Source organism: Hydrogenophaga sp. OTU3427 (assembly GCF_038440225.1).
Taxonomy (GTDB): domain Bacteria; phylum Pseudomonadota; class Gammaproteobacteria; order Burkholderiales; family Burkholderiaceae_C; genus Hydrogenophaga.
Map to the genome: position 1 here is coordinate 1 of NZ_JASATI010000048.1, position 22,804 is coordinate 22,804.

Genomic DNA, 22,804 nt, shown 5'->3' on the forward strand with positions numbered 1-22,804 from the left:
ACGAGCTCTGACTTCCATTGTGCGTTCGACGCCCGATACTGCACTCGCACCTGCTTCTTTGACATCTCTCGACTCCTTGTCGGCATTTTTCAACAAGGCGAAGAACTTCACTTTTCAGGGGCAACCTCATCCGGGACGGCGCTGAGGTACTGGAGTTCATCGAGCGGTGGCGAGCCGGGGCGGATGGGCTTGACAACCTCAACTGCCAAGTGGTGAGAGCAATCGGCTTCGGCGGAGGGGAATCCAATGCAATCCCAAGGAGCGCAAGCTCACAATTTCACCCCAAAACGCGCGGCGGAGAAACGGAAGCGGTTGGCCGCCCCAAAAATGCCGGAGAGAATCGACAGAGGCAGCCCCACCGGCCGAAAGCCCGCATAAACATTGGATTCTGCAAAAGAAAAGTCCCCCGCGCTGCGGGGGCCTTGTCATGCTGGCGGTGGCACCGTCGGCCCCAGGCCGGCAGCGGTACTGGCGCGGTGTGTTTCCATCACCGCGAGGCAATGCGCATGGTCGCGCCGACGCAGGCTTTCGATGATTCGGTCGTGCTCGTCCACAGTGCGCAACCGTGCGTCCTGCGATGCCATCTTGGACGAGATGAAGGTGTCCGCCAGCGGCCACAGCCTCATCACTTCTTCGAAGATCAGGCGCAGCGGTGACAGCCCGAACATCAGGTGGTGGAACTCGCGGTTCAACCGGATCATCGGGGTCCAGTCTTCGGTGGTTGCCACCACCCGCATGCTGGCGTTCAGTGTCGCCATGCGTGCGATGTGTTCGTCGTCGGGCCAGTCGATGGACGCGATCAGTTCGTTCTCGAGCAGTTCCAGCATCCGGCTGATCTGTGCCAGTTCACTCTGCGCGCGCTTGGCCACGAAGTAGCCCGAATTCGGCCGGTGGATCAGCAGACCCTGGTCGGCCAGGACGTTCAGTGCTTCGCGCAGGGGCACGCGGCTGATCCCGAGTTCCTCGGCCATCTCCTGTTGGCGGATCTGTTCGCCAGGCATCAGGTCACCCGCGATCACCTTCGTGCGCAGCTTCTCCAGCGTGCGCTCCAGGGCCTTGGCTTTCTGCGGAGGGGCGAAGGAAACGGTGGCGCTCATCGGGCAAAGCGGCTGCCGCGGCCGCACTGAGTTGCAACGCCGCGAGTGTACTTCCGTCCCGCATTCACGATTGAATCCAATATTCGGGTTTTCCTGTATTGGAGTCCAAATTGAATTCAATTTAGAATGCATTGAACTCGGATTTATGGCTGTACGGCGAAAACCGGGCGGCGTTTTCCACCAACTTCATCGCAGGAGACACCCATGCCCCGCCTTTCCCTCCATCGGCGCTCCGCCGTGGCCGCTGCTTTCTCCGCCGTGCTCGCGCCATCGCTGTGGGCGCAGGACAGCGCGGCCATCGAGTACGTGATCGGCTTCGCTCCCGGCTCCAGCGCCGATGCGATAGGGCGGTTGATCGCGGAACAGATGTCCAAGACCCTCGGGCGGTCGATCATCGTGAACAACAAGCCCGGGGCGGGCACCACCATCGCGGCGCAGTACGTCGCCACGGCCAGGGCGCCGATGCTGTTCAACGCGGACTTCGCGACGCTCGCCACCATGCCGCACCTGATGGGGAAGATCCCCTACGACCCGGAGAAGGACTTCGCGCCGATCAGCCTCTTCGCGCGCGTGCCGGTGATGCTCGCCGTGTCGCCCAGTCTCCCGGTCAACAACCTCAAGGAATTCATCGCCTGGGGGAAGGGCCAGCGCGACCCCGTGCCCTACGGCTCCTCCGGACTGGGAACCCCGCACCACCTCGCTGGTGAACTCGTCAAGGAGATGATCGGGGTGCAGATGGCGCATGTGCCCTACAAGGGGGGCGGTCCCGCGATGAACGATCTGGTTGCCGGCCAGATCGCGGTGGCCATGCTGGATGTCGCCAGTGCCAAGGCCTTCGTTGCCGCCGGAAAGATCCGTGGCATCGCCGTGGGCAGCGTCCAGCGCTCGGCGGCCCTGCCCGACGTGCCCACCTTCCACGAGCAGGGCTATCCGAACTTCGAGGCCACGGCATGGCAGGCGCTGGTGGCATCGCTGGCCACTCCGGCGGACCAGAGGCTGAAGTTCCAGGAGGCCCTGCACGCCGCGATGAATTCCGCGCCCGTGAAGACACGCCTGGATGCCCTGGGCGTGGAGGGCATTCCCGGCACGCCCGACCAGCTCATGGCCTTCGCGCGCACCGAGCGCGCCCGCTGGGGTGAGGTGATCCGCAAGCACAACATCCGCATCGATTGATGGCGCAGGCGGCGACCACCGCCATCGCCCCGGCATTCCTATCCGAAGCTCGAACGAAAGCACCACCATGCCATCCCGTCGCCCCCGCTCGCTGGAAGTTCCCGGCGTGACCCACGGCGGCGCCCCCATCCCCATGGGCGCGCGCGTCGGCAACACCCTGTACTCGTCCGGCATACCGGGCGTGGACCCGGCCACGGGCGAGCTCGGCGAGGATGCCGCGGCCCAGGCACGTTTCGCCTTCGTCAACCTGCGCACGCTGCTGCAGGCCGGTGGCGCGGGGCTGGAGCACGTCGTGCGCCTGACCGTCTACCTCAAGGACAACAGCGCGCGCGAGCACATCAACGCCGAGTGGCTGCAGTGTTTCCCCGATCCGCACGACCGTCCCGCGCGCCACACCCTGACGTATGACCTGCAGCACGGCATGGTGCTGCAGCTCGAAGCCGTGGCAGTCATCGATGCGGCCTGATTCCCTGCGCCAGGAGCCCACCATGCACGACGACACCACGCGCCAGACCCTCGGGGACCTGCTGCGCCGCACCCGCATGCGCCATCCCCACAAGCTCGCCATCCGCTGCGGCAGCACGGACTGGACCTACGCCGAATTCGACGACACCTGCAACCGGCTGGCCGGCGGCTTCGCCGCGCACGGCGTGGAGACCGGCGACCGCGTTGCGGTGATCGCGCGCAACTCGCATGCCTTCGCGGCACTGCGCTTCGCGCTGGCACGCCTGGGAGCGGTGCTGGTGCCGATCAACTTCATGCTGAGCGCCGAGGAGGCGCGCTACATCCTGGCGCACTCGGGCGCCAGCCTGTTGTGCGTGGACACCGGCTTCGCGGACCTCGGGCGCGTTGCCAGCAGCGGCACTGCCGTGCGCGAGCTGGTGTGGCTGCCGAGCGAGGACCCGACGGAGCCGGTGCCGGGCCTGGTCCACTTCGACGCGTTGCTGGCGCACGGCGAGGCACCCGCGCGCACGTTGTCGGGCGACATGCTGGCGCAGATCATCTACACCAGCGGCACCGAGTCCCGGCCCAAGGGCGCGATGCTCACGCATGCGGCCGTGATCTCCGAGTACGTGACCTGCCTGGTCGATGCCGAGATCACCGAGCACGACCGCATCCTGCACGCGCTGCCGCTCTACCACTGCGCGCAGCTCGACGTGTTCCTGGGACCCGCCGTGTACGTGGGGGCCACGAACATCATCACGGGCAAGCCCACGGCGGACAAGCTGCTCTCCCTGCTGGCGAGCAACGCCATCCACTCGTTCTTTGCGCCACCCACCGTGTGGATCGCGCTGCTGCGTGCGCCGCAGTTCGACGGCACGGACCTCTCGGCGCTGCGCAAGGGCTACTACGGCGCGTCCATCATGCCGGTGGAGGTGCTCAAGGAGATCCAGGTCCGGCTGCCACAGGTGCGGCTGTGGAACCTGTACGGCCAGACCGAGATCGCGCCCGTGGCCACCGTGCTCAAACCCGAGGACCAGCTGCGCAAGGCCGGCTCCGCCGGCCGGCCCGCGCTCAACGTCGAGACGCGCGTGGTCGACGACGCGATGCAGGACGTGCCGCCCGGTACGGTGGGCGAGATCGTGCACCGCTCGCCCCAGCTGCTGTCGGGCTATTTCAAGGACGAGGAGCGCACGCGCGAAGCCTTCCAGGGCGGCTGGTTCCACAGCGGCGACCTGGCGACCGTGGACGACGAGGGCTACATCACCGTCGTGGACCGCAAGAAGGACATGATCAAGAGCGGCGGCGAAAACGTCTCCAGCCGCGAGGTGGAGGAAGCGCTCTACGCCATCCCGGGTGTGTCGGAAGTGGCGGTGATCGGTCTGCCCGACCCGCGCTGGATCGAGGCCGTGGTCGCCGTGGTCGTGGCCAAGCAGGGCCACACCCTCGACGAAGCCGAGGTGATTGCAGCGTGTGCCGGCCGCTTGGCACCGTTCAAGACACCCAAGCGCGTGATCCTGGCCGACGCACTGCCCAAGAACCCCAGCGGCAAGCTGCTCAAGCGCGAACTGCGGCTGCGGTATGCGCCATCCCATGAAAGCTGATATGGACGATACCGTCAAACGCCTCAACCGCCTGGACTGCTGCGCAGTCTCGGACGCGATGGACAAGCTGGGTCTGAGCACGCGCGTGGCCAGCGGCCTGGAGCAACGCGCCACACATCGCCGCATCGCCGGGCGCGTGGTGACGTTGCGGCTCGTGCCTGCCGACCAGGCGCCGCTGCTGCCCGAGGGCACCCCCCCGCGCCATCTCGGCACCACGGCCATCGAGGCCGCGCAGGCCGGCGACGTGGTCGTCGTGGAGCAGCGTACGGGCATCGACGCGGGCTGCTGGGGCGGCATCCTCACGCTGGCCGCCAAGCTGCGCGGTATTGCCGGTGTGGTGGCGGATGGCCCGGTTCGCGACATCGACGAGGCGCGTGCCTACGACTTTCCCATCTATTGCCGAACGCTCACGGCGCGCACCGCGCGCGGCCGCGTGGCGGAGGCCTTCACGAACCAGCCGGTGACCATCGGCGAGGTGGCCGTGCAGCCGGGCGACTACGTCATTGCCGACGCCAGCGGCGCGGCCTTCATTCATGCGGCCGATGTGCAGCGTGTGCTGGATGCGGCCGAAGCCATCGCCGGCCGTGAGGCCGCCATGGCCAAGGCCCTGCTGGCCGGCACGCCCGTGAGCGCGGTGATGGGCGCCGACTACGAACACATGTTGAAAGATTGAAGATGACCGATCCCAACGTAGCACGGGCTTCGAAGCTCGATACCGCCACCCTCAGCGACGCGCTGGACCGCCTCGGCATCGTTGGCCAGTGCCACAGGCTCAAGCCACGCTCAAGCGACTTCCGCATGACTGGCCGTGCATGGACGCTGCTGTATGGCCCGGCCGCCTCGCCCCCCGGCACCGTGGGCGACTACCTCGACGACGTGGCGCCGGGCAGCGTGGTGGTGCTGGACAACGGCGGGCGCGAGGATGTCACCGTGTGGGGCGACATCCTGACCGAACTCGCGCACCGCAAGGGCGTGGCCGGCACGGTGATCGACGGCATCAACCGCGATGTGGCGTTGTGCCTGGAACTCGGCTATCCGGTCTACAGCCGCGACAGCTGGATGCGCACCGGCAAGGACCGCGTGCAGGTCGAGGCCACGCAGGTGCCGGTGACCATAGGCGGCGCCCGTGTCTGCCCGGGCGACCTGCTGCGCGGCGACGCGGACGGCGTGGTCGTGATCCCGAAGGAACACGAAGACAAGGTGCTGGCCGCCGCAGAAGAGATCCAGGTCGCCGAGGACGCGATCCGCGCCTCCGTGCGCGACGGCATGACGCTGCGCGAGGCGCGTGTGCAACACCGCTACCACCAGTTGCAGACCCGCGAGGCCCAGTCATGAGCGACGAGACCGGCACCCCCACCGGCCCGACGATCCGCAACACCGTCGAACGCACGGCGACCGCAGTGGTTGCCGCAGCAGCGCTGCTGCCCTCCTCCACCCTGCACGAAGCCGGTGGCCGCATCGGCGTGATGCCCCCGGCCATCAAGCCGGTGTCCCCCACCATGCGCCTGTGCGGGCCGGCCGTCACCGTGCACTCGCCCCCCGGCGACAACCTGTGGCTGCATCGCGCGATCTATGTGGCGCAACCCGGCGACGTGCTGGTGGTGTACGTGGGCGCTGGCCACGACTTCGGCTACTGGGGCGAGATCATGTCCTGCGCGGCCAAGGCGCGCGGACTGGCGGGCCTGGTCATCAACGGCTGCGTGCGCGATGGCGCGATCCTGGCCGACTTCGGGCTGCCCGTGTTCGCACGCGGCCTGTGCATGCGCGGCACCGGCAAGGACTTCGGCGCGCGCGGCTTCATCAATTTCCCCGTGCTCTTCGATGACCTCACGGTGCAGGCCGGCGACCTGATCGTGGGCGACACCGATGGCGTGGTCGCCATCCCGCGTGCGCGCGCAGCCGAGGTGGTGGCCGCAGCGCAGGCGCGCGAGGCCAAGGAGGCCGCCATCCTGGAGCGCATCCGCGCCGGCGAACGCACGCTGGAAGTCTACAAATTCTGAACCCTCCGAACTCCCCGAAAGACAGCCCCATGCCCCTCATCATCGACTCGCACGCCCACGTGGTGGTGCCCCCCGAAAGCTACAAGTTCATGGCCGAACTGGTGTCTAGCCGCGCCAACCCGGCCTTTCCGCCCACGCTGCCCGACGAATCGGTGCGCAAGGCCGGGCAGTCCATCGTGGACATCATGGACAAGGTCGGGACGGACATCCAGTTCCTTTCCCCGCGCCCCTACATGCAGATGCATTCGGTGAAGCCGGCGAAGGTCACCGCGGCCTGGACAAAGCACATGAACGACCTCGTCCACCGCACGGTGCAGATGTTTCCGACCCGCTTCCGCGGCGTGGCGGGCCTGCCCCAGTACCGCGACAGCAGCCCGGAGAACTGCATCGCTGAACTGGAGTTCCGCGTCCAGGAGCAGGGCTTCATCGGCTGCCTGCTGAACCCGGACCCGACAGAGGGCGACGCCGCGCCGCCGCCCGGCCTGGGCGATCCGTTCTGGTACCCGCTCTACGAGACGCTGTGCGCGCTCGACATCCCGGCGCTAGTGCATTCGGCGGGCAGCTGCGAGCCGCGGCTGTCGTACACGCTGAAGTTCATCAACGAGGAAAGCATCGCTATCACCTCGCTGCTGTCCTCCGAGGTCTTCACGCGTTTCCCGACGCTGAAGCTCATCATCCCGCACGGCGGCGGCGCTATTCCGTACCACATGGGCCGCTTCCGGGCCTGGTCGGTGCACAAGAAGGAGACCTTCTTCGACGAACAGCTCAAGCACCTGCATTTCGACACCACGACCTACGACAAGGACGCGCTCGAACTGCTGTTCAAGGTCGTGGGCACGGAGCGGGTGTTGTTCGCCACCGAGAACCCGGGCACCGGCAGCGCCATCGATCCCCGCACCGGGCGTGCCTTTGACGACCTCAAGCCCGTCATCGAAGCCATGGCGATGCTCAGCGACAAGGACCGCGAGAACATCTTCGAGTGCAACTGCACGCGTTTGTACACGCGCTTCCGCCGCGACCAGGAGTAGACGGGCATGGCAGAGATCGTCCTGGGCATTGGCGCCTCGCACACGCCGCTGCTCACCCTGGAAAGCCCGCAGTGGAGCCACCGCGCCGCGGCAGACTATGCGAACACACGTCTCAACTTGTCCGACGGCCGCTGGCTGGACTATCCCGCGCTGCTGGCGGAGGTGGGGCCGCGGTACGCGGACGTCGTCACGCCGGAGCACCTGGAGCGCAAGGCACTCCTGTGCGAAGCGGCGCTGGACCGGCTGGCGGATGCGCTGGAGATCGTTGCACCCGACGCGGTGGTCGTGGTCGGTGATGACCAGGGCGAACTGTTCTCGCCTGCCAACCAACCGGCTGTGGCCATCTTCCACGGCGACGCGATCCGCATGAGCGACATGTACGGGCAGGACCACACACCGGCGTGGATGCGCCAGGTGGGTGAGGGTTACCTCATGGACGCCACGCACTCGCTGCCTGGCCATCCAGCGTTGGCCGCGGAGCTGATCGCCGGACTGATGGAGCGCGGCGTGGACCTGGCCACGGTCGCCTCGGTGGAGGCGCCCGGCAAGGTGGGCTTCGGCCATGCCTTCGGCTTCATCGCCAAGCGCCTGTTCCGCGGCCGGGCGATTCCCATGGTGCCGCTGCTGCTCAACACCTATTTCCCGCCGAACGTGCCGACCGCGGCACGCTGCCACGATATTGGGCGCCTGCTGGCGCAAGTGCTGCGCGCCGGTACCAGCCCCTTGCGCGTGGCGGTCATCGCATCCGGGGGCTTGAGCCATTTCGTGGTGGACGAGGCGCTGGACCGGCGTGTCATCGACGCCTTTGTGTCGGGCAACGCGGAGGCGTTACGCAGCATTCCACGCGCCGCGCTCAACTCCGGCTCGTCCGAGATCCTGAATTGGGTGCTGGCGGCCGGTGCGCTGCAGGGGCTGCCGCTGCGGTGGCACGACTACCAGCCGCTGTACCGCACGCCCGCCGGTACCGGCATCGGTGCCGCATTCTGCGAATGGAGACACCCGACATGAACGAAGAACAGAACCGCCTGCTGACCCGCGTCGGCCCCGGCACACCCATGGGCGCGCTGCTGCGGCGCTACTGGATGCCGATCGCCGGCATCTCGGAGTTCGACAGCCGCAGCACCAAGCCCATGCGCCTGTTCGGTGAAGACCTGGTGCTGTACAAGGACCTGAGCGGCAACTTCGGACTGGTGGACCGGCGCTGCGCGCACCGGCGTGCCGACCTGTCGCTGGGCATGGTGGAAAAGTCCGGCCTGCGCTGTCATTACCACGGCTGGGCCTTCGACCAGGCCGGCCAATGTGTCTCGCAGCCGTTCGAGGACGTGACCATGCCTGAGCGCAACACCAAGGCCGGCATCGCCATCAAGGCCTACCCGGTGCAGACGCTCGGTGGCATGGTGTGGACCTACATGGGCCCCGCACCCGCGCCGCTGCTGCCGGACTGGGAGCCCTTCTCGTGGGACAACGGTTTCGTGCAGGTAGTGGTGTCGGAGGTGCCCTGCAACTGGTTCCAGTGCCAGGAAAACTCCATCGATCCGGTGCATTTCGAGTGGATGCACGAGAACTGGGGCAGGCGCTTGCGCGAAGGTATCGGCGCAACACCGGCGCCGACGCACCTCAAGCTGGCCTTCGAGGAATTCGAATACGGCTTCGTCTACAAGCGCGTGAAGGAGGACACCACGGAGGCCGATCCGACCTGGACGGTGGGCCGTGTGTTCCTGTGGCCCAATGGCTTCTTCCTGGGCGAGCACTTCGAGTGGCGCGTGCCCATCGACGACGAGAACACGCTCAGCATCACCTGGAAATACACGCGCGTGCCCAGCGACCGGCCCCGCTATGTGCAGCCGTCCATCCCGACCTGGCACGGCCCCCTGAAGAACGCGGACGACCAGTGGATAGACACCCACGTGATGAACCAGGACTTCATCGCATGGGTGGGCCAGGGCACCATTGCCGACCGAACCCAGGAGCGCCTGGGTGCCAGCGACAGGGGCATCGTCATGGTGCGACGCCGCTTCTTCGACGAGATGGAGCGTGTCGCGAAGGGCGAGGTTCCCAAGGGCACCATCACGGATCCTGCACGGAACCGGCGCGTCGAGCTGCCGGTCGCCGACCGCGAAAGCGTGCGCGAGGGTTACACCAGCGACCAGATCCTGGCCGATCCCTTCCTGCGCATGATGTTCACAAGTTATCTGTTCCAGGCGGGCCAGCCCGAGGCGGTGCGGCGGGAGTTCTCCGAGGCCGTGGGCCTGGAGACGCGGGAGTTCTCGGGCCTGGACGCATTGCGCAAGCAGTAGCGGCGGCCATTTTTTTCTACTCCAGCCGGATCCCGCGCGCCGAGATGATCCGCGCCATGAGGGCTGTCTCGTCGCGGATGCGCATCTTCAGGGCATCGGGCGAGGTGCCCACCGCCTGCCATCCCTGGTTCAGCAGGTTCTGGCGGGTCTCCGCGCCGCGGATGATGCGGGGCACCTCGGCGACGAGGCGGTTCTGCGCGGCCGGGGCCAGCCTGGAGGGGCCCACGAGTGCGGCCCACACCTCGAGGTCGAGGTCACGCACGCCGGCATCAGCGAGGGAGGCGATCTCGGGCGCCACGGCGCTACGTCCTCCGGCCAGACCGATGGCCTGCAACTTGCCGGCGCGGATCTGCGGCATGGCGATGCCGGGCGGCACCAGGGCCATCTGGATCTGTCCACCCAGCAGGCCCGTGATGACATCGGGATTGCCCTTGAAGGGAATGTGGACCGGCAACAGGTCGGGCACCTTGGTCTTCAGCACCTCCATGCCCAAGTGGCCTACGGAGCCGTTGCCCACGGACCCGTAGTTCCACCGATCACCCTCGCGCGCCGCGGCCGCGAAGAAGGCCGCGCCTGCCGGGAGCGTCGCGGGCGCCACCAGCACCAGCGGTGCAGTGGCCAGCAGGCACAGGAAGCTGAAGTCCTTCGCGGGGTCGTAGGGCAGCCGCGGGTCGAGCATCCTGGCGGACGTGAGGTTGCCATTGCCGACGACGCCCAGCGTGTGGTCGTCGCTCGCCCGGGCGACCAGCTCTGCGGCGATGTTGCCTGACGCGCCGGGCCGGTTCTCGACGATCACGGTCTGGCCCAACGCCTTGGCCAAGGGTTCCGCCAGGCTGCGCGCCAGCATGTCGGGTGTCGATCCGCCGGGAAAGCCCACGAGCAGCCGCACGGTCCGGGTGGGCCAGCCAACTGCGGGGGAAAGTGGCTGCGCGTGGCCTGAGAGGCCGAGGCTGGTCCCTGCGGCGGCCAACGCCGCCAGGTGCAATGTGCGTCTTCTCATGGGCGTCTCCAGTCGTTCGTCGATGTCCGTGTCACGCCACGTCGCGTCCGAGGTAAGCCCCATCCGCCTCCAGCTGCCGCTGCAAGGTCTGGACGGGGAGATCGCGCGGTGGCAGCTTCACCTTGGCGGCCAGGGCCGCTGCCGTGCCAGCCGCCTGCCCCATCACGAAGCAGCCCCCGGAGACACGCGCGGCCGACTGGCCGAGGTGGGTCATGGAGGCGCAGCGTCCGGCGACCAGCAGGTTGTCCATGCCGCGCGACAGCAGCATGCGGTAGGGCAGGTGGTTGAAGCCCCGGCTGCCGGGGATGTCCTGCCAGCGGAAGGCGATGTTCCCGGCCACATGCTCCTCGATCATCCAGCCGTTGACGCCGATGCTGTCCTCGAAGCTCGCGCACTGCAGCACGTCGTGCTCGGTCAGCTGGTAGTCCCCGATGACGCGGCGCGTTTCGCGAATGCCGACCTGCGGGGCGATCTCCAGGATGTAGGCGTTCTGGAAGCCGGGCGCGGCCTCGCGCAGGAACTGGAAGAAGTCCACGATCTGCCGCCGGCCCTGCACCTCGGCATCGCTGAGCTGCGCGGCATCGGTGCCGTCCACCGGCCCCCCGTCGGCATTGGCCAGCTGGGTCACGTTGGCGCGCCATTCCGTGGGATTCTTCTGGGGGCGGATGATGGGTGTCTTGCGCGGAAACCTGCGGCCTCGCTTCTCGGCTTCTTCCATGAGCCGACCGAAGTGGTTGTAGGCATCGCCCGCGGCCGCGGCATCCACGCCGTTGATGCGGAACATGGTCGACGGGTACATCATGTCCTGCCCGCTGGTGCCCTTCTCGAAGGGGGCACCGGCCAGCGCGGCGAGGTCACCGTCGCCGGAGCAATCGATGAAAGTCCTGGCGAGCACGGCATGGCGGCCCGACCGCGTCTCGATGAAGGCGGCGCGGACCGTGCGCGGCCCGTCCATCTGCACACCGACCAGGGTGGCGTGGAACAGCAGTTGCGCGCCGCTGTCCAGCACCAGGCCGTCCGCGGCCACCTTGAGCGCGGCGTTGTCGTAGGCCTGGGCCGCGATCTTGCCACCGAACATCACGTGGGGTTCGGACAGCCCCCCGAGGCCATCCATGCGCGCAAGCAGGTCATCGGCCACACCGTGCACCACCTGCCGCAGCGTGCCATGCACGTTGGCATGCAGGCCACAGAAATTCGTCACGCCGGCAGCCGTGCCCATGCCGCCGAGGAAGCCATAACGCTCGATCAGCAGCGTGGTGCACCCCCCGCGCGCAGCCGACGCCGCAGCGGCGATGCCTGCAGGCCCGCCTCCCAGCACGACGACGTCGTATTCCCCCCAGATGGGGGTTTCTCGAATGGGCTCGTGGAGGAAGCCGGGCTGGGGACTGTGCATGGGTGGGTCTCGGTGCATGGATGATTGCAGGAAAGCAGGAACCTGTCAGAAGGGATAGTGGCGTGGCTCTGTCTGCAGCGTGACGAGCCGCAGTTCGCAGAAGAACTCGATGCCGGCACGCCCGCCAAAACGGCCATGGCCACTGTCCTTGACGCCGCCGAAAGGCATTTGCGACTCTGCGTGCACGGTCGGTCCGTTGACGTGGCACACCCCCGCATCGATGCGCTCGGCGACGCGCCAACCCCGTGCGAGGTCACGTGTGAATATGGCCGCGGACAAGCCGTAGGAACTGTCGTTGGCACAGGCCACAGCAGCGTCCTCGCCATCTACACGGACGATGGCCTTGACGGGGCCGAAGGATTCACGACCGTAGATCTGCATGGACGGTGTCACGTGGTCGAGCAGTGTCGCGGGCAGCAAGGTGCCATCCACCACACCCCCGCACACGAGCCTCGCTCCCTGGTCTACCGCGTCGCGGATGAGCGCGTTGCAGCGGTCCGCCGCAGACTGGTCGATGACCGAACCGAGCACGAAATTGCCGCTGCGCGCGTCCCCGAGCGGCAGCGTCGCCACCTTGGCAGAAAGCCGGGCCACAAAGTCGTCCGCCACCCGCTCGTCCACGATGATGCGCTCCGTGGACATGCAGATCTGGCCGGAGTTGGAGAAGGCCCCGAAGGCAGTCGCGTGCACGGCTGCGTCCAGGTCCGCATCGGACAGCACCAGCAACGGCGCTTTCCCGCCCAGCTCCAGCAGCACAGGCTTGAGGTACCGGGCGCAGACCCCGGCGATGATCCGTCCCACGTGGGTGGACCCCGTGAAGTTGACGCGCCGCACAGCAGGGTGGGCCACCATGGCCTCGACCACAGCTGCTGCATCAGCGGGAGCGTTGGTCACGAAATTCACCACACCGGCGGGCAGTCCCGCTTCCTGCAGCGCCTGCACGATCAAGCCATGCGTGGCGGGACACATCTCGCTGCCTTTGAGCACGACGGTGTTTCCGCAGGCCAGCGGCACGGCGATGGCACGCACCCCCAGCGTCACGGGGGCATTCCATGGCGCGATGCCCAGGACGACACCCGCCGGCCGGCGCACCGCCAACGCAAGGTTTCCAGCGGTATCGGACGGCAGAATGTCGCCCTGGATCTGCGTGGTGATCGCCGCCGCTTCACGTAACAGGCCTGCGGCCGTGCGGACGTTGAGCGCGGACCACAGGTCCGATGCGCCGGTCTCTGCAGCCATCGCGGCGGCGAAATCGGCGGCGCGTGCCTCAATGGCACTGGCCGCGCGGGTCAGGAGGTCGCGGCGCTCGCCGGGCCCGGTGCGGGACCAGGTGGTGTAGGCCGCAGCAGCGGCATCGACCGCTGCCCGGGCATCCTCTACGCCGGCGGCCGGTGCCGTGGAGGCCTGCGTGCCGTCGACCGGATTGCACCGTGTGAAGGTCGCTCCGCTGCGCGCGGGGCAAGCCATGCCATTGATGAACAGGGATACGGATGTCATGGCCTTACAGTTCATGTTGGGTGCAGGTCACATGGGCGTCCATGCCTCCGTCCACGGGGATGTTGGTCCCGCGTATCCAGGCCGAGCCGTCCGAAAGCAGGAAGGTCACGACCGGTGCGATGTCGGCAGGCCGGGCGAGGCGGTCCATGACCTGCGCGCGGTGTGTGGCGTGCTCTCCCAGCGTCTGTAGGAAGTCCTGCAGGATCGGGGTTTCCACGGGGCCCGGGCTGACGGCATTCATGCGGATACCGCGTGTTATCCAGCGCCAGCGGTTCTGCAGGGTCCAAACGACCAGCGCTTCCTTGGAGAAGAAGTAGCTGCGGGCACCCTCCATCCGGTGCTGGACGCAGAACGCCGGGATCCCCTCGAAGTCGAGGTCATCACAGGCGTCCAGCGCTGGCTTGGCCTCGCGCCAGCCTCGACCTGCCAGCGAGGCGAGGTTGACGATCGCTGCCCCATCTGCAAGCCGTGGCAGCAGTTGCAGCGTAAGGTACTTGAGGCCCACGAGGTTCACGGCCAGCACCTGCGTCGCAGGGCGCGTGGGCGGTAGTCCCGCGATGTTCGCCAGCCCATGGATACCCGACGGCAGGGATGCCACCAGCCGGTCTATGGATGCCTTCTCCGCCAGATCGGCCTGGAAGAAGGTCCCGACATTCTGCGCAGGAGGATGGATGTCGACAGCGATCACGTCGGCGCCCTGCTCCGCGGCGAGGTTTGCAGTGGCAGCGCCGATGCCAGACGAGGCGCCGGTCACGACGATGGTCTTTCCTTGAAGCACGGAATCCCTTTGGATAGAAAGCGGCATAGGTATGTCAGTCAAGCACGATGCGTCGCGTGCGAACGATCGCTTCCGATGCCACGACCTCGCGCTTTACGAACTGGCCGAACTCCTCGGAAGACATGGCCATGAACTGGAAGCCCAGGTCGCTGAAGCGCTTGGTCACCTTGGGCTGCGCGGTGACGTGAGAAATCTCTCCGTGCAGGCGCGCGATGAGGGGCGCTGGTGTCCCGGCCCGGACCACCACGCCCAGCCAGAGGGCCAGGTTCAGCGATGGCAAACCTGCTTCGGCGGTCGTTGGCACTTCGGGGAGTTGCGGCAGCCGCTTCGTTCCGCCCACGGCAAGCGCCTTGAGTTTGCCAGTGGTGACGTAGGGCAGTCCGGGTCCGATGCCATCGAACAGCAGGTCGACCTGCCCACCGAGCAGGTCGTTCATTGCGGGCGCGGACCCCTTGTACGGCACGTGATTGAACTGCCCACCCGTCTCGGCCTTGAGCATTTCGCCCAGCAGATGCCCCAGGCTGCCAGAGCCCTGTGACGCGTAGTTGAGTGGCCTCGTCTTGGCGCCCGCGACAAGGTCGGTCACGCTGTTGAATGGGCTGGTCTTGGGGACATACAGTGCCAGCGGCATCAGCATCAACGGCGCGACGGGCGTGATGTCGTTGATCGGATCGAAGCTGAAGTTGGGGTAGACGGCTTTGTTGATACCGAGCGTTGAGGTGTCACCGATCATCATGGTGTGACCGTCCGATGGCGCCCTCAGCAGCGCGGAAGCTGCGACCTGGCCACCCCCTCCGGGGCGGTTGTCCACCAGCACCGGACGACCAAGCCGTTCCGACATCACTTCCGCAATGGCGCGCGCCATCAGGTCGGCAGGGCCACCGGCGGGATAGGTGACGAGGATCGTCAACGGGCGCTTCGAGAAATCCTGCGCGTGCGCGCGGGGGAGGGCCGGGATGAGGGCCGCTGCGGCCATCCCCGCCAATACCGTTCTTCTGCTTATCGTGACTCGATTCACACGTCGTCTCCTCGTGGTGCTGGGTGCCGTACCGGGACGTCCCGGCTGATGTCCTTCCTTGGGGTGGACCCCTTGGTGCTTGATCGAATTCTTGGCTCGCGGCATCATTTCAGCAATGTCATATGGCAAATAGATCTAAACGTAAATCTTAATAATGGATACAAAACTGCTCTCTGTATTCGACGAGATCTACAAGACACGCAGCGTCTCGCGGGCCGGCGACAACCTCGGTGTCGCGCAGTCGTCCATCAGCATTTCGCTGGCCCGGTTGCGCCGTCACTTCGGCGACCCGCTTTTCGTGCGCACGTCCGATGGCATGCAGCCCACGCCGCATGCGACCTCGCTCGTCGTCCCCGTGCGCCAGGCGCTGGAGCTCCTGCGCGGCATCACGCGCCAGCAGGCAGCCTTCGATCCCTCGAAGGCAAGGCAGACCTTCAGGATCTGCATGACCGACATCACGCACCTGGCACTGCTGCCTGCGCTCATGAACAGGCTGTGCGATGTGGCAACCGGCGTGAACGTCGAGATCAGCCACATCTCGGCACAGACGCCCCGGATGCTGGAGTCCGGGGAAGCCGATCTGGCCGTGGGGTTCATGCCGCAGCTAGAGGCGGGCTTCTACCAGCAGAAATTGTTCGAGCAGGGCTTCGCCTGCGTGGTCCGCAGCGCGCATCCGCGCATCCGTTCGCGTTTCACGCAGGCCATGTTCAAGCGCGAGAACCATGTGCTGGTCACTGCACCGGGCACAGGCCAGAACCTGGTGGAAGAGGAACTGCAGCGTTTGGGCGTGCAGCGAAACGTGGCCTTGCGCCTGCCCAATTTCCTCGGCATCGGGGGGTTGGTCGCAAGCACCGATCTTGTCGTGACGGTACCGCGTCGGGTGGCGGAGACCCTCGTGAGCATCGCCGACGTGAAGGCGGTGCCACCACCTTTCACGCTACCGGTTTTCGCGGTCAAGCAGCACTGGCATGAGCGCTACCAGCAAGATCCTGCAAATCGGTGGCTGAGGTCGGTAATTTCGGATCTGTTTTTGGAGTAGAGCCGGAGCAATCAGCAGCTCCCGAGGCATTGGGGGTCTCTGTTCAGGTTACTGGAGCCAGCCTTGACATTGTGGGCCCGTGGCTGGCCGATGTGCCCTGATCAGAGTCATTAGCCGCGAGCAGCCTGGGCGGCTGCTTCGATCAACACAGGCCGATCGAGGGTCAGCGGCGCGCATGGCCGAACCACCTCCGGAGCCTGCCACTCGGCAGGGAGGCGCGCGCGATCCAACCTTGAATGGCCGGTCCGGCATGGGGCGACGGGTGGATCCGCCCCATTTGCGACATCGGCACCATCGGTTTATTCGTCGAAGAACTGACGTACCCGCCTGCTGGCCAGGATCGCATGACTTGAACCAACAGTGCTATGGGAATCCGGGGCGGTTCAAACGCGGTGACCTGTGGAACCAGGTTCAACAACGCCTGGCCAGCAACAAACAAGGCACCAAGACCAAGGCCCATGCGGCCAACCCCAGCCTGCTGGCTGGGAAACTGCAGGACGAGCTGGGCAGGCGCTTGATCCCATCCCACGCCCGAAAGGGCAATAAACGCTACCGGTACTACGTGACCCCGGTCGATGAACCGGGGGAAGCCGATCAAAGTCATCCAACAATTGAAGGGCCAGCATCCCCCGAACAAAAGCGTGGAGACCAGTGCTATTTCTGGCTGGGCCGCCGGCACGTCACGGTGGTGCTGGGCCATTGGCCCCGCATCGCCGCCCAGGCCGAGCGCCTGAACGGCCTGGTGGCGCGATTCCATGAGGCCGTGATCATTGGTGTGCGTTTCGCCTACGGCCTGCGCATCGCCGGCCCGGTGCTGATGGGGGCCGGCCCGATCGGCGCGCTCCGGTTCGCCACTTTCAATCTCATCGGCGCCGTGTTGTGGGCGGTGCTGGTGGGCGGCATCGGCTGGGTCTTCGGGCAGGCCGCCGAGTCCTTGCTGGGGAAGCTCCAGCGCATCGAAGGCTGGCTGCTGCTCGGGGCGGTGCTGGCCGTCGGGGTGGTCTGATGAGTGCGGCGGCGCAGGCACTCCAAACCATGACCCCGTATGCCCACCGGTGGCGCAGACAAAAACATCCACTGGCTCTGTTCACGACCTGGACTGTCCCCCTGATACCAGGCGCTTCTGGACTGCGGGCGAACCGCTTTGGTGGGTTGTGCTGACCTGCTGTTGACGGATCCGACCGGGGGCAGGTTGCCGGGCGGGCCGTGTGGTCGGCGGGGGTCGCAGCTGTCCATTGGGTGGCGCCATCAGGCCACGGCCTGTGGGTGTTCCGGCGTGGCAGCCGCGGGTCAGGCATGGCATCTGGGCAAAAACCGACCAGGCGTGACCGCCACATCCCCGCATTTGTACAACCCGCCGGCCTGCTACCGGTGCCATGTCGGTTGTGTTCTATCGCCTCCCGTCACTTGGAAATAACTTAGCGGCATGTTGTTTTCGCTTGCAGCGTCCCTCTCCTCAACCCCGAGGGCGCGGCGGATTTCGGCATCGTCGACACCGGTTTGCCACACAGCTGCAGACCGGGTGCCATTGTCCATCCATGTACCTGATTGGAGTCGCCATGAATCGCGGATTTGAAGTTGTCGCCCACACGTTCCGGTTGCCGTTGCTGGGCGTGGCCGCTGCGGGATTGTTGTGGAGCGCAGGCGCCAACGCCAAGGACGTCGTCAAGCTGGCCTTCATTGGCCCGCTGACCGGCTCCAACTCGGCGCACGGCCTGGGCGGCCGCAATGCGGCCGAGCTGGCGGTGAAGCTGCACAACGAGAAGCCAGGCGCCAAGTACACCTATGAGCTGGTGAGCCTGGACGACGAGTGCAAGCCCAACGTGGGTGTGCAGGTGGCCACCCGCGCCGCCACCGACAAGAGCATTCTGGCGGTCATTCCCCATTACTGTTCCGCCGTGGCCGTGGCCACCGTGGATGTGTACGAACGCTTCCAGGTACCGACCGTGGTCTGGGCCGCGGTGCATCCCGACGTGACCTATGGCAAGAAGACCACGGTGATGAACCGCGTCAGCGCCACGCTCATCAAGCAGAACGAGGTGGCGGCCAAATTCCTCACGGGCGACCAGGGCTACCGCCGCTGGGCTGCGGTGTACGACACCACCGACTACGGCAAGTCGATGTTCAAGTTCTTCGACCAATACCTCAAGCAGACACCGGGACAGATGGTGGCGAGTTTTGGCGTTGGGGTGGACCAGCAGGACTTCAACGCCGAGCTCACCAAGATCAAGGAACTCAAGCCCGACGTTGTCTATTTCGGCGGACTCACGCCCCTGGGCGTGCGGCTGATCAACCAGATGTCGCGCCTGGGCATCACGGCGCAGTTTCAGGGCACCTCCGGCATCGTGGGCGACAGCTTTCTGAAGGGCGCCGGACCGTTGGCCGAGGGGGTGGTGGCCATGTATGACAACCCGCCGGTTGAAAAGCTGCCCGGCGGCAAGTTCTTCGTGGAGCAGTACGCCAAGCAGAAGTACAACGAAACTTTCGAGGCCTACGGTCCCTATGCCTATACCGCCACCGCACTGGTGATGGACACGATCGACAAGGTGGGCACCGACCGCAAGAAGATCGCGGCCGCCCTGCGTGCGACCAAGGACTACGACGCCATCGTGGGCAAGGTCAGTTTCGATGAATACGGTCAGAACATCAACCCGGTGACCACCAGGTACGTGGTGCAGGACGGCAAGTGGATCGACTGGGATGAGAGTGAGTACAAGACCGGCAAGCGCAAGCTGGCCGGCCGTTGACAGGGCGACGGGCTCCGTCGAGGCGGGGGGCCCCAGCGCCTGTTCTCTGTATTTCACATGGCGCCACCCACTCGGCTGACGCCATCCGACAACCCTAGCCGAAATCCCAAAATGGACAATGGACTTATTGGACAGTACGTCTGGAACGGCGTGATGCTCGGTGTCATCTATGCGATGGTCGCCGTGGGCTTCACCCTGTTCTTCGGGGTGCTGGACGTCATCAAGTTTTCGCACGGCGACGTCATGACGCTGGGCGCGTTCACGGCGCTGGCGACTTACGCCGGCCTTCAGGCCGCAGGCGTGCAGTCACCCTGGGTGCAGCTGCTGATCGTGGTGCTGGTCTCCGTGGGCACGATGGGCCTGCTGGGCGCCCTGTTGGCGAGGTACCTCATCCTGCCTTTGCGCAATGCGCCGGCCTTCATGACGTTGCTGATCACGCTGATGGCCGGCACGGTGGTCCGCGAATCGATCCGGCTGTTCTACCCCAATGGCTCGAACCCCCAGTCGTTTCCCGCGCTGCTGCCCACCGGCAGTTACCAGTTCGGCAGCTTCGTGATGCGGGTGGACACGCTGATCCTCGTGGTGCTGGGCTTGGTGGTGATCTGGGGGATCCACATGTTGATCAACCACACCCGCCTGGGGCTGGCCATCCGCGCCGTGGCGCAGGACGGCGAGACCGCCCGGGTGATGGGCATCAATTTCCACTGGATCGTGCTGGCCACGTTTGCCCTGGGTTCGGGCCTGGCGGCCCTGGCCGGTGTGATGAACGGCCTCTACTACAGCGAAGCCTACTTCGGCAATGGGGTGATGCTGGCGGTGATCGGCTTCAGCGCGGCCGTGATCGGGGGGCTGGGCAACATCTACGGCGCCATCCTGGGGGGCTTCCTTTTCTCTGCCATCCAGAGCATGTCGGTGGTGATGCTGCCCTTGCCCAGCGCCTACAAGGAAGTGGTGGCCTTTGGCATGGTCATCGTGCTGCTGGCGATCAAGCCCACCGGGCTGATCGGCGAAAAAACCTCTGAAAGGGTATGACCGTGGTATCGGAACAAACTTCCCGTGGCAACGCTGCACTGGCCGTGGCCGGCGTTGCCCTGCTGACGGTGTTCTCCATTCTGGTGCTGCATGTGCATGACCAGTGGGCATTGCTCGTGGTGCTGGTGCTGGCCGCCGCGGTGGGCTGGGGTGCGCGCCGAGCGGGCCTGGCCGCCAGCGCCTCTCAGGCCCTCGCGCAGCGGCCGGCCTTGCTCAACAGCCTGGTGGTGATGGCATTTGTGGCCATCGTCGCCTTCTTCCATGAGGATCACTTCGTGCTGCTGCTGGTGGCCACGCTGCTGCTCTACGCCGTGGTCTGCATGGGCTTGAACCTGCAGATCGGCTACTGCGGCGTGATGAACTTTGCCGGCGCCGCCTTCTTCGGCACGGGGGCCTATACGGCGGCGGTGCTGGCCTCGCACACCGCCGTGCCGCATCTGCTGGTGCTGCTGGCTGGTGGCCTGGCGGCGGCGCTGATCGGTTCGGTGCTGCTGCTGCCGGTGCTGCGCACCCGGGGCCACTATGCGGCGCTGGTCACCATCGCCTTCGGCACCATGTTCCGATCTTTCCTGGAGGTGAACGACACCCTGGGGGGGCCTCAGGGCCTGCGGGTGCCCGCACTGAACCTGTTCGGCTGGGACTTGTCACAGGGACTGGAGATCGGTGGTATCTCGTTGTCCTTCTACGTGAACTACGTGGTGCTGGCCTTCTTTCTGACGGCACTGGTGTTCACTTTCACTCGGCGCATCGAGCGGTCGTGGGTGGGATTGAATTTCGATGCCATTCGCATCGACGAAACCGCCGCCGCGACCTTCGGCCTGAACATCGCCCGCTGGAAGATCACCGCCTTCATCTTCGGCAATTTCCTGGCCGGCGTCGCGGGTGCCTTCTTCGCGCTGATGACGGCCTTCGTGGCCCCCACAAACTTCACCTTCGCCGATTCGCTGGTGCTGCTGTCCATCGTGGTGCTGGGGGGCATCGGTAACCTCTGGGCCATCCTGCCGGCCGCCGCCATCGTGTTCCTGCTGCCCGAGAAGCTGCAGGCCATCCAGGAATACCGATTCCTGCTGTATTCGGCGGCGGTCATCCTGATCCTGCTGTTCCGCGCCGACGGCCTGTTCCCCCGGCGCCTGCGCAACCACCTCCCAGGCTGGAGCCGCAAATGAGCAAGCCCCTCGTTTTGAGCTGCGACAAGCTGACCAAGAAGTTCGGTGGACTCACGGCGCTCAACGCGCTGGATCTGTCCATCCACCGAGGCGATGTGCTGGGGTTGCTGGGTCCCAATGGGTCCGGGAAAACCACCTTCTTCAATGTGCTGACCGGTGTTTACCGTGCCAGCGGCGGCAGTCTGCACTTCGATGGCCGGGACATCACCGGGCTCAGCGCCCAGGAGGTGTACCGCGCGGGCATCACCCGCACCTTCCAGCGGTCGCGCCTGTGCCTGCCGCTGTCGGTGTTCGACAACATCATGGTGGGCAACCACAAGAACCTGGACCATGGCCTGTGGTTCAACCTAGTGCGTCGGCGCCAGCTGGAGCGGCAGATCCGTTCCAGCTGGAACGAGGCCCACGAGCTGGTGGCCACCTTCAGCAAGCCGCTGAGCCAGCGGCTGGATGAGCCGGCTGGTGCCGTCAACATGATCGACCGCCGCCGCATCGAGATCTGCCGTGCCCTTATCAGCAAGCCCCGCTTGCTGTTGCTGGACGAGCCCTCGGCCGGCATGACCCATGAGGAAACCCGCGAGCTGATGGACGACATCCTCGCGGTGCGCGAGCGCATCAAGGATCTGACGGTCGTGATCATCGAGCACGAGATGAACGTCATCGAACGCATCACCGACCGGTGCGTGGTTCTCAACTACGGACGCAAGCTGTGTGACGGCACCTACCGCGAGATCGCGGCCAACGCCGAAGTGCAGGAAGCCTACCTGGGGCAATCGTGATGAGCAAGAACATCGAACTCCGGTTGGAGAACATCTACACCGGCTACGACAAGGCCGACGTGTTGTCCGACGTTTCCATCACGGTCGAGCCCGGCAAGGTGACCTGTATCCTGGGCTCCAACGGCTCCGGCAAGTCGACGCTGATCCGCTCGATCCTGTCGCTGACACCGCCCCGCGCGGGCAAGGTGTGGTTTGGTGACCGGGACATCACCGGCCTGCCGACCCATCTCGTCAACCGGGCCGGTATAGCCTGCATACCGGAGGGCCGCAAGGTATTCCCCAAGATGACGGTGGAGGAGAACCTGCACGTGGGAGCCTACCAGGAGCGCAGCGCGGCGGTGATCCGCAAGCGACTGCAGGAGGTCTATGAAATCTTCCCGCGCCTGCAGGAACGCACCGACCAGCTCGGCGGCACCATGTCAGGCGGCGAGCAGGCCATGCTGTCCATCGGCCGTGGCCTGATGGCCGCGCCCGAGCTGTTGCTGATCGACGAGCCTTCGCTGGGGCTGTCGCCCTTGTTCGTCAAAGAGACCTTCAACGTCATCCAGCGCATCAACGAAATGGGCGTGACCGTGCTGCTGGTGGAGCAGAACGTGCACCAGACCCTGGCGGTGGCGCACTATGGCTATGTGCTGATGCAAGGGCGTGTGGTGGCACAGGCGCCCACCGAAGAGCTGCGCAACAATGCCGAGGTGCAGCAGGCGTACTTCGGCTGACG

At 65.9% G+C, this 22,804-nt stretch carries 22 protein-coding genes; 16 read left to right on the forward strand and 6 right to left on the reverse strand.

Features of this window, described 5'->3' with window-relative positions; translation table 11 throughout:
• Nucleotides 1–425: 425 nt before the first annotated feature.
• On the reverse strand, nt 426–1,097 hold the full coding sequence (locus AAHB17_RS20480; RefSeq protein WP_342132731.1) for a GntR family transcriptional regulator: 672 nt from the start codon (nt 1,095–1,097) through the stop codon (nt 426–428).
• 204 nt (nt 1,098–1,301) lie between these two features.
• On the opposite strand from AAHB17_RS20480, the gene AAHB17_RS20485 reads away from it, so the two are divergent.
• The 9 genes from AAHB17_RS20485 to AAHB17_RS20525 all read left to right on the forward strand — a co-directional run bounded on the left by AAHB17_RS20485 (nt 1,302) and on the right by AAHB17_RS20525 (nt 9,640).
• Nucleotides 1,302–2,270 carry a Bug family tripartite tricarboxylate transporter substrate binding protein gene (locus AAHB17_RS20485; RefSeq protein WP_342132732.1) on the forward strand — a complete coding sequence of 323 codons (969 nt, stop codon included), beginning with the start codon at nt 1,302–1,304 and terminating at the stop codon, nt 2,268–2,270.
• 67 nt (nt 2,271–2,337) lie between these two features.
• On the forward strand, nt 2,338–2,736 hold the full coding sequence (locus AAHB17_RS20490; RefSeq protein ID WP_342132734.1) for a RidA family protein: 399 nt from the start codon (nt 2,338–2,340) through the stop codon (nt 2,734–2,736).
• A gap of 22 nt (nt 2,737–2,758) precedes the next feature.
• Entirely contained in the window at nt 2,759–4,315 is a 1,557-nt protein-coding gene (locus AAHB17_RS20495; RefSeq protein ID WP_342132735.1) for a fatty acyl-CoA synthetase, read from the forward strand.
• Between the two features lies 1 nt (nt 4,316).
• Nucleotides 4,317–4,988 (forward strand): RraA family protein, encoded by a 672-nt coding sequence (locus tag AAHB17_RS20500; protein WP_342132736.1) that lies wholly within the window; start codon nt 4,317–4,319, stop codon nt 4,986–4,988.
• A 2-nt stretch (nt 4,989–4,990) separates the two neighbouring features.
• On the forward strand, nt 4,991–5,650 hold the full coding sequence (locus AAHB17_RS20505) for an RraA family protein (RefSeq protein WP_342132737.1): 660 nt from the start codon (nt 4,991–4,993) through the stop codon (nt 5,648–5,650).
• A complete protein-coding gene (locus tag AAHB17_RS20510) occupies nt 5,647–6,315 on the forward strand; it encodes a 4-carboxy-4-hydroxy-2-oxoadipate aldolase/oxaloacetate decarboxylase (RefSeq protein WP_342132738.1) in 669 nt (222 codons plus the stop codon). Before AAHB17_RS20505 ends, AAHB17_RS20510 begins: the two co-directional genes overlap by 4 nt.
• Before the next feature lie 29 nt (nt 6,316–6,344).
• The gene (locus tag AAHB17_RS20515) at nt 6,345–7,343 is read left to right on the forward strand and encodes an amidohydrolase family protein (RefSeq protein ID WP_342132739.1); all 999 of its coding nucleotides are present in this window, start codon (nt 6,345–6,347) and stop codon (nt 7,341–7,343) included.
• Between the two features lie 6 nt (nt 7,344–7,349).
• Nucleotides 7,350–8,351 (forward strand): DODA-type extradiol aromatic ring-opening family dioxygenase, encoded by a 1,002-nt coding sequence (locus tag AAHB17_RS20520; RefSeq protein ID WP_342132742.1) that lies wholly within the window; start codon nt 7,350–7,352, stop codon nt 8,349–8,351.
• Nucleotides 8,348–9,640 (forward strand): aromatic ring-hydroxylating dioxygenase subunit alpha, encoded by a 1,293-nt coding sequence (locus AAHB17_RS20525; RefSeq protein ID WP_342132743.1) that lies wholly within the window; start codon nt 8,348–8,350, stop codon nt 9,638–9,640. The genes AAHB17_RS20520 and AAHB17_RS20525 overlap by 4 nt, the downstream gene beginning before the upstream one ends.
• Nucleotides 9,641–9,656: 16 nt before the next feature.
• Here the strand turns inward: AAHB17_RS20525 and AAHB17_RS20530 are convergent, their stop codons facing one another.
• From AAHB17_RS20530 to AAHB17_RS20550, 5 genes are read right to left on the reverse strand one after another with little or no spacing between them, the layout of a single operon-like run.
• A complete protein-coding gene (locus AAHB17_RS20530; RefSeq protein ID WP_342132745.1) occupies nt 9,657–10,640 on the reverse strand; it encodes a Bug family tripartite tricarboxylate transporter substrate binding protein in 984 nt (327 codons plus the stop codon).
• 31 nt (nt 10,641–10,671) lie between these two features.
• On the reverse strand, nt 10,672–12,033 hold the full coding sequence (locus tag AAHB17_RS20535; protein WP_342132746.1) for an FAD-dependent oxidoreductase: 1,362 nt from the start codon (nt 12,031–12,033) through the stop codon (nt 10,672–10,674).
• 45 nt (nt 12,034–12,078) lie between these two features.
• A complete protein-coding gene (locus AAHB17_RS20540) occupies nt 12,079–13,530 on the reverse strand; it encodes an aldehyde dehydrogenase (protein ID WP_342132747.1) in 1,452 nt (483 codons plus the stop codon).
• A gap of 4 nt (nt 13,531–13,534) precedes the next feature.
• Entirely contained in the window at nt 13,535–14,335 is an 801-nt protein-coding gene (locus AAHB17_RS20545; protein ID WP_342132749.1) for a coniferyl-alcohol dehydrogenase, read from the reverse strand.
• 7 nt (nt 14,336–14,342) lie between these two features.
• Complete coding sequence (locus AAHB17_RS20550; RefSeq protein ID WP_342132750.1) at nt 14,343–15,326, reverse strand: Bug family tripartite tricarboxylate transporter substrate binding protein; 984 nt, start codon at nt 15,324–15,326, stop codon at nt 14,343–14,345.
• A gap of 154 nt (nt 15,327–15,480) precedes the next feature.
• On the opposite strand from AAHB17_RS20550, the gene AAHB17_RS20555 reads away from it, so the two are divergent.
• The 7 genes from AAHB17_RS20555 (at nt 15,481) to AAHB17_RS20585 (ending at nt 22,802) form a co-directional block, all read left to right on the forward strand.
• Nucleotides 15,481–16,365, forward strand: coding sequence for a LysR family transcriptional regulator (locus AAHB17_RS20555; protein WP_342132752.1), 885 nt, complete (start codon nt 15,481–15,483; stop codon nt 16,363–16,365).
• 349 nt (nt 16,366–16,714) lie between these two features.
• On the forward strand, nt 16,715–17,371 hold the full coding sequence (locus AAHB17_RS20560; RefSeq protein ID WP_342132754.1) for a DedA family protein: 657 nt from the start codon (nt 16,715–16,717) through the stop codon (nt 17,369–17,371).
• Between the two features lie 553 nt (nt 17,372–17,924).
• Nucleotides 17,925–19,112: a branched-chain amino acid ABC transporter substrate-binding protein gene (locus AAHB17_RS20565; protein WP_342132756.1), complete on the forward strand. Its 1,188-nt coding sequence runs from the start codon at nt 17,925–17,927 to the stop codon at nt 19,110–19,112.
• A gap of 111 nt (nt 19,113–19,223) precedes the next feature.
• Nucleotides 19,224–20,144 (forward strand): branched-chain amino acid ABC transporter permease, encoded by a 921-nt coding sequence (locus tag AAHB17_RS20570; protein ID WP_342132757.1) that lies wholly within the window; start codon nt 19,224–19,226, stop codon nt 20,142–20,144.
• The gene (locus AAHB17_RS20575) at nt 20,141–21,310 is read left to right on the forward strand and encodes a branched-chain amino acid ABC transporter permease (RefSeq protein ID WP_342132758.1); all 1,170 of its coding nucleotides are present in this window, start codon (nt 20,141–20,143) and stop codon (nt 21,308–21,310) included. The genes AAHB17_RS20570 and AAHB17_RS20575 overlap by 4 nt, the downstream gene beginning before the upstream one ends.
• Nucleotides 21,307–22,086, forward strand: coding sequence for an ABC transporter ATP-binding protein (locus tag AAHB17_RS20580; RefSeq protein WP_342132759.1), 780 nt, complete (start codon nt 21,307–21,309; stop codon nt 22,084–22,086). Before AAHB17_RS20575 ends, AAHB17_RS20580 begins: the two co-directional genes overlap by 4 nt.
• On the forward strand, nt 22,086–22,802 hold the full coding sequence (locus tag AAHB17_RS20585) for an ABC transporter ATP-binding protein (protein WP_342132761.1): 717 nt from the start codon (nt 22,086–22,088) through the stop codon (nt 22,800–22,802). The genes AAHB17_RS20580 and AAHB17_RS20585 overlap by 1 nt, the downstream gene beginning before the upstream one ends.
• Nucleotides 22,803–22,804: the final 2 nt, after the last annotated feature.

Excerpts from the sequence above, each read along its gene's own strand:
- AAHB17_RS20530 (WP_342132745.1), bottom strand. The coding sequence starts at position 10,640 with ATGAGAAGACGCACATTGCACCTGGCGGCGTTGGCCGCCGCAGGGACC.
- AAHB17_RS20535 (WP_342132746.1), bottom strand. The coding sequence starts at position 12,033 with ATGCACAGTCCCCAGCCCGGCTTCCTCCACGAGCCCATTCGAGAAACC.
- AAHB17_RS20545 (WP_342132749.1), bottom strand. The coding sequence starts at position 14,335 with ATGCCGCTTTCTATCCAAAGGGATTCCGTGCTTCAAGGAAAGACCATC.
- AAHB17_RS20505 (WP_342132737.1), top strand. The coding sequence starts at position 4,991 with ATGACCGATCCCAACGTAGCACGGGCTTCGAAGCTCGATACCGCCACC.
- AAHB17_RS20525 (WP_342132743.1), top strand. The coding sequence starts at position 8,348 with ATGAACGAAGAACAGAACCGCCTGCTGACCCGCGTCGGCCCCGGCACA.
- AAHB17_RS20565 (WP_342132756.1), top strand. The coding sequence starts at position 17,925 with ATGAATCGCGGATTTGAAGTTGTCGCCCACACGTTCCGGTTGCCGTTG.
- AAHB17_RS20520 (WP_342132742.1), top strand. The coding sequence starts at position 7,350 with ATGGCAGAGATCGTCCTGGGCATTGGCGCCTCGCACACGCCGCTGCTC.
- AAHB17_RS20575 (WP_342132758.1), top strand. The coding sequence starts at position 20,141 with ATGACCGTGGTATCGGAACAAACTTCCCGTGGCAACGCTGCACTGGCC.
- AAHB17_RS20585 (WP_342132761.1), top strand. The coding sequence starts at position 22,086 with ATGAGCAAGAACATCGAACTCCGGTTGGAGAACATCTACACCGGCTAC.
- AAHB17_RS20570 (WP_342132757.1), top strand. The coding sequence starts at position 19,224 with ATGGACAATGGACTTATTGGACAGTACGTCTGGAACGGCGTGATGCTC.
- AAHB17_RS20555 (WP_342132752.1), top strand. The coding sequence starts at position 15,481 with ATGGATACAAAACTGCTCTCTGTATTCGACGAGATCTACAAGACACGC.
- AAHB17_RS20515 (WP_342132739.1), top strand. The coding sequence starts at position 6,345 with ATGCCCCTCATCATCGACTCGCACGCCCACGTGGTGGTGCCCCCCGAA.
- AAHB17_RS20510 (WP_342132738.1), top strand. The coding sequence starts at position 5,647 with ATGAGCGACGAGACCGGCACCCCCACCGGCCCGACGATCCGCAACACC.
- AAHB17_RS20495 (WP_342132735.1), top strand. The coding sequence starts at position 2,759 with ATGCACGACGACACCACGCGCCAGACCCTCGGGGACCTGCTGCGCCGC.
- AAHB17_RS20540 (WP_342132747.1), bottom strand. The coding sequence starts at position 13,530 with ATGACATCCGTATCCCTGTTCATCAATGGCATGGCTTGCCCCGCGCGC.
- AAHB17_RS20480 (WP_342132731.1), bottom strand. The coding sequence starts at position 1,097 with ATGAGCGCCACCGTTTCCTTCGCCCCTCCGCAGAAAGCCAAGGCCCTG.
- AAHB17_RS20500 (WP_342132736.1), top strand. The coding sequence starts at position 4,317 with ATGGACGATACCGTCAAACGCCTCAACCGCCTGGACTGCTGCGCAGTC.
- AAHB17_RS20485 (WP_342132732.1), top strand. The coding sequence starts at position 1,302 with ATGCCCCGCCTTTCCCTCCATCGGCGCTCCGCCGTGGCCGCTGCTTTC.
- AAHB17_RS20580 (WP_342132759.1), top strand. The coding sequence starts at position 21,307 with ATGAGCAAGCCCCTCGTTTTGAGCTGCGACAAGCTGACCAAGAAGTTC.
- AAHB17_RS20490 (WP_342132734.1), top strand. The coding sequence starts at position 2,338 with ATGCCATCCCGTCGCCCCCGCTCGCTGGAAGTTCCCGGCGTGACCCAC.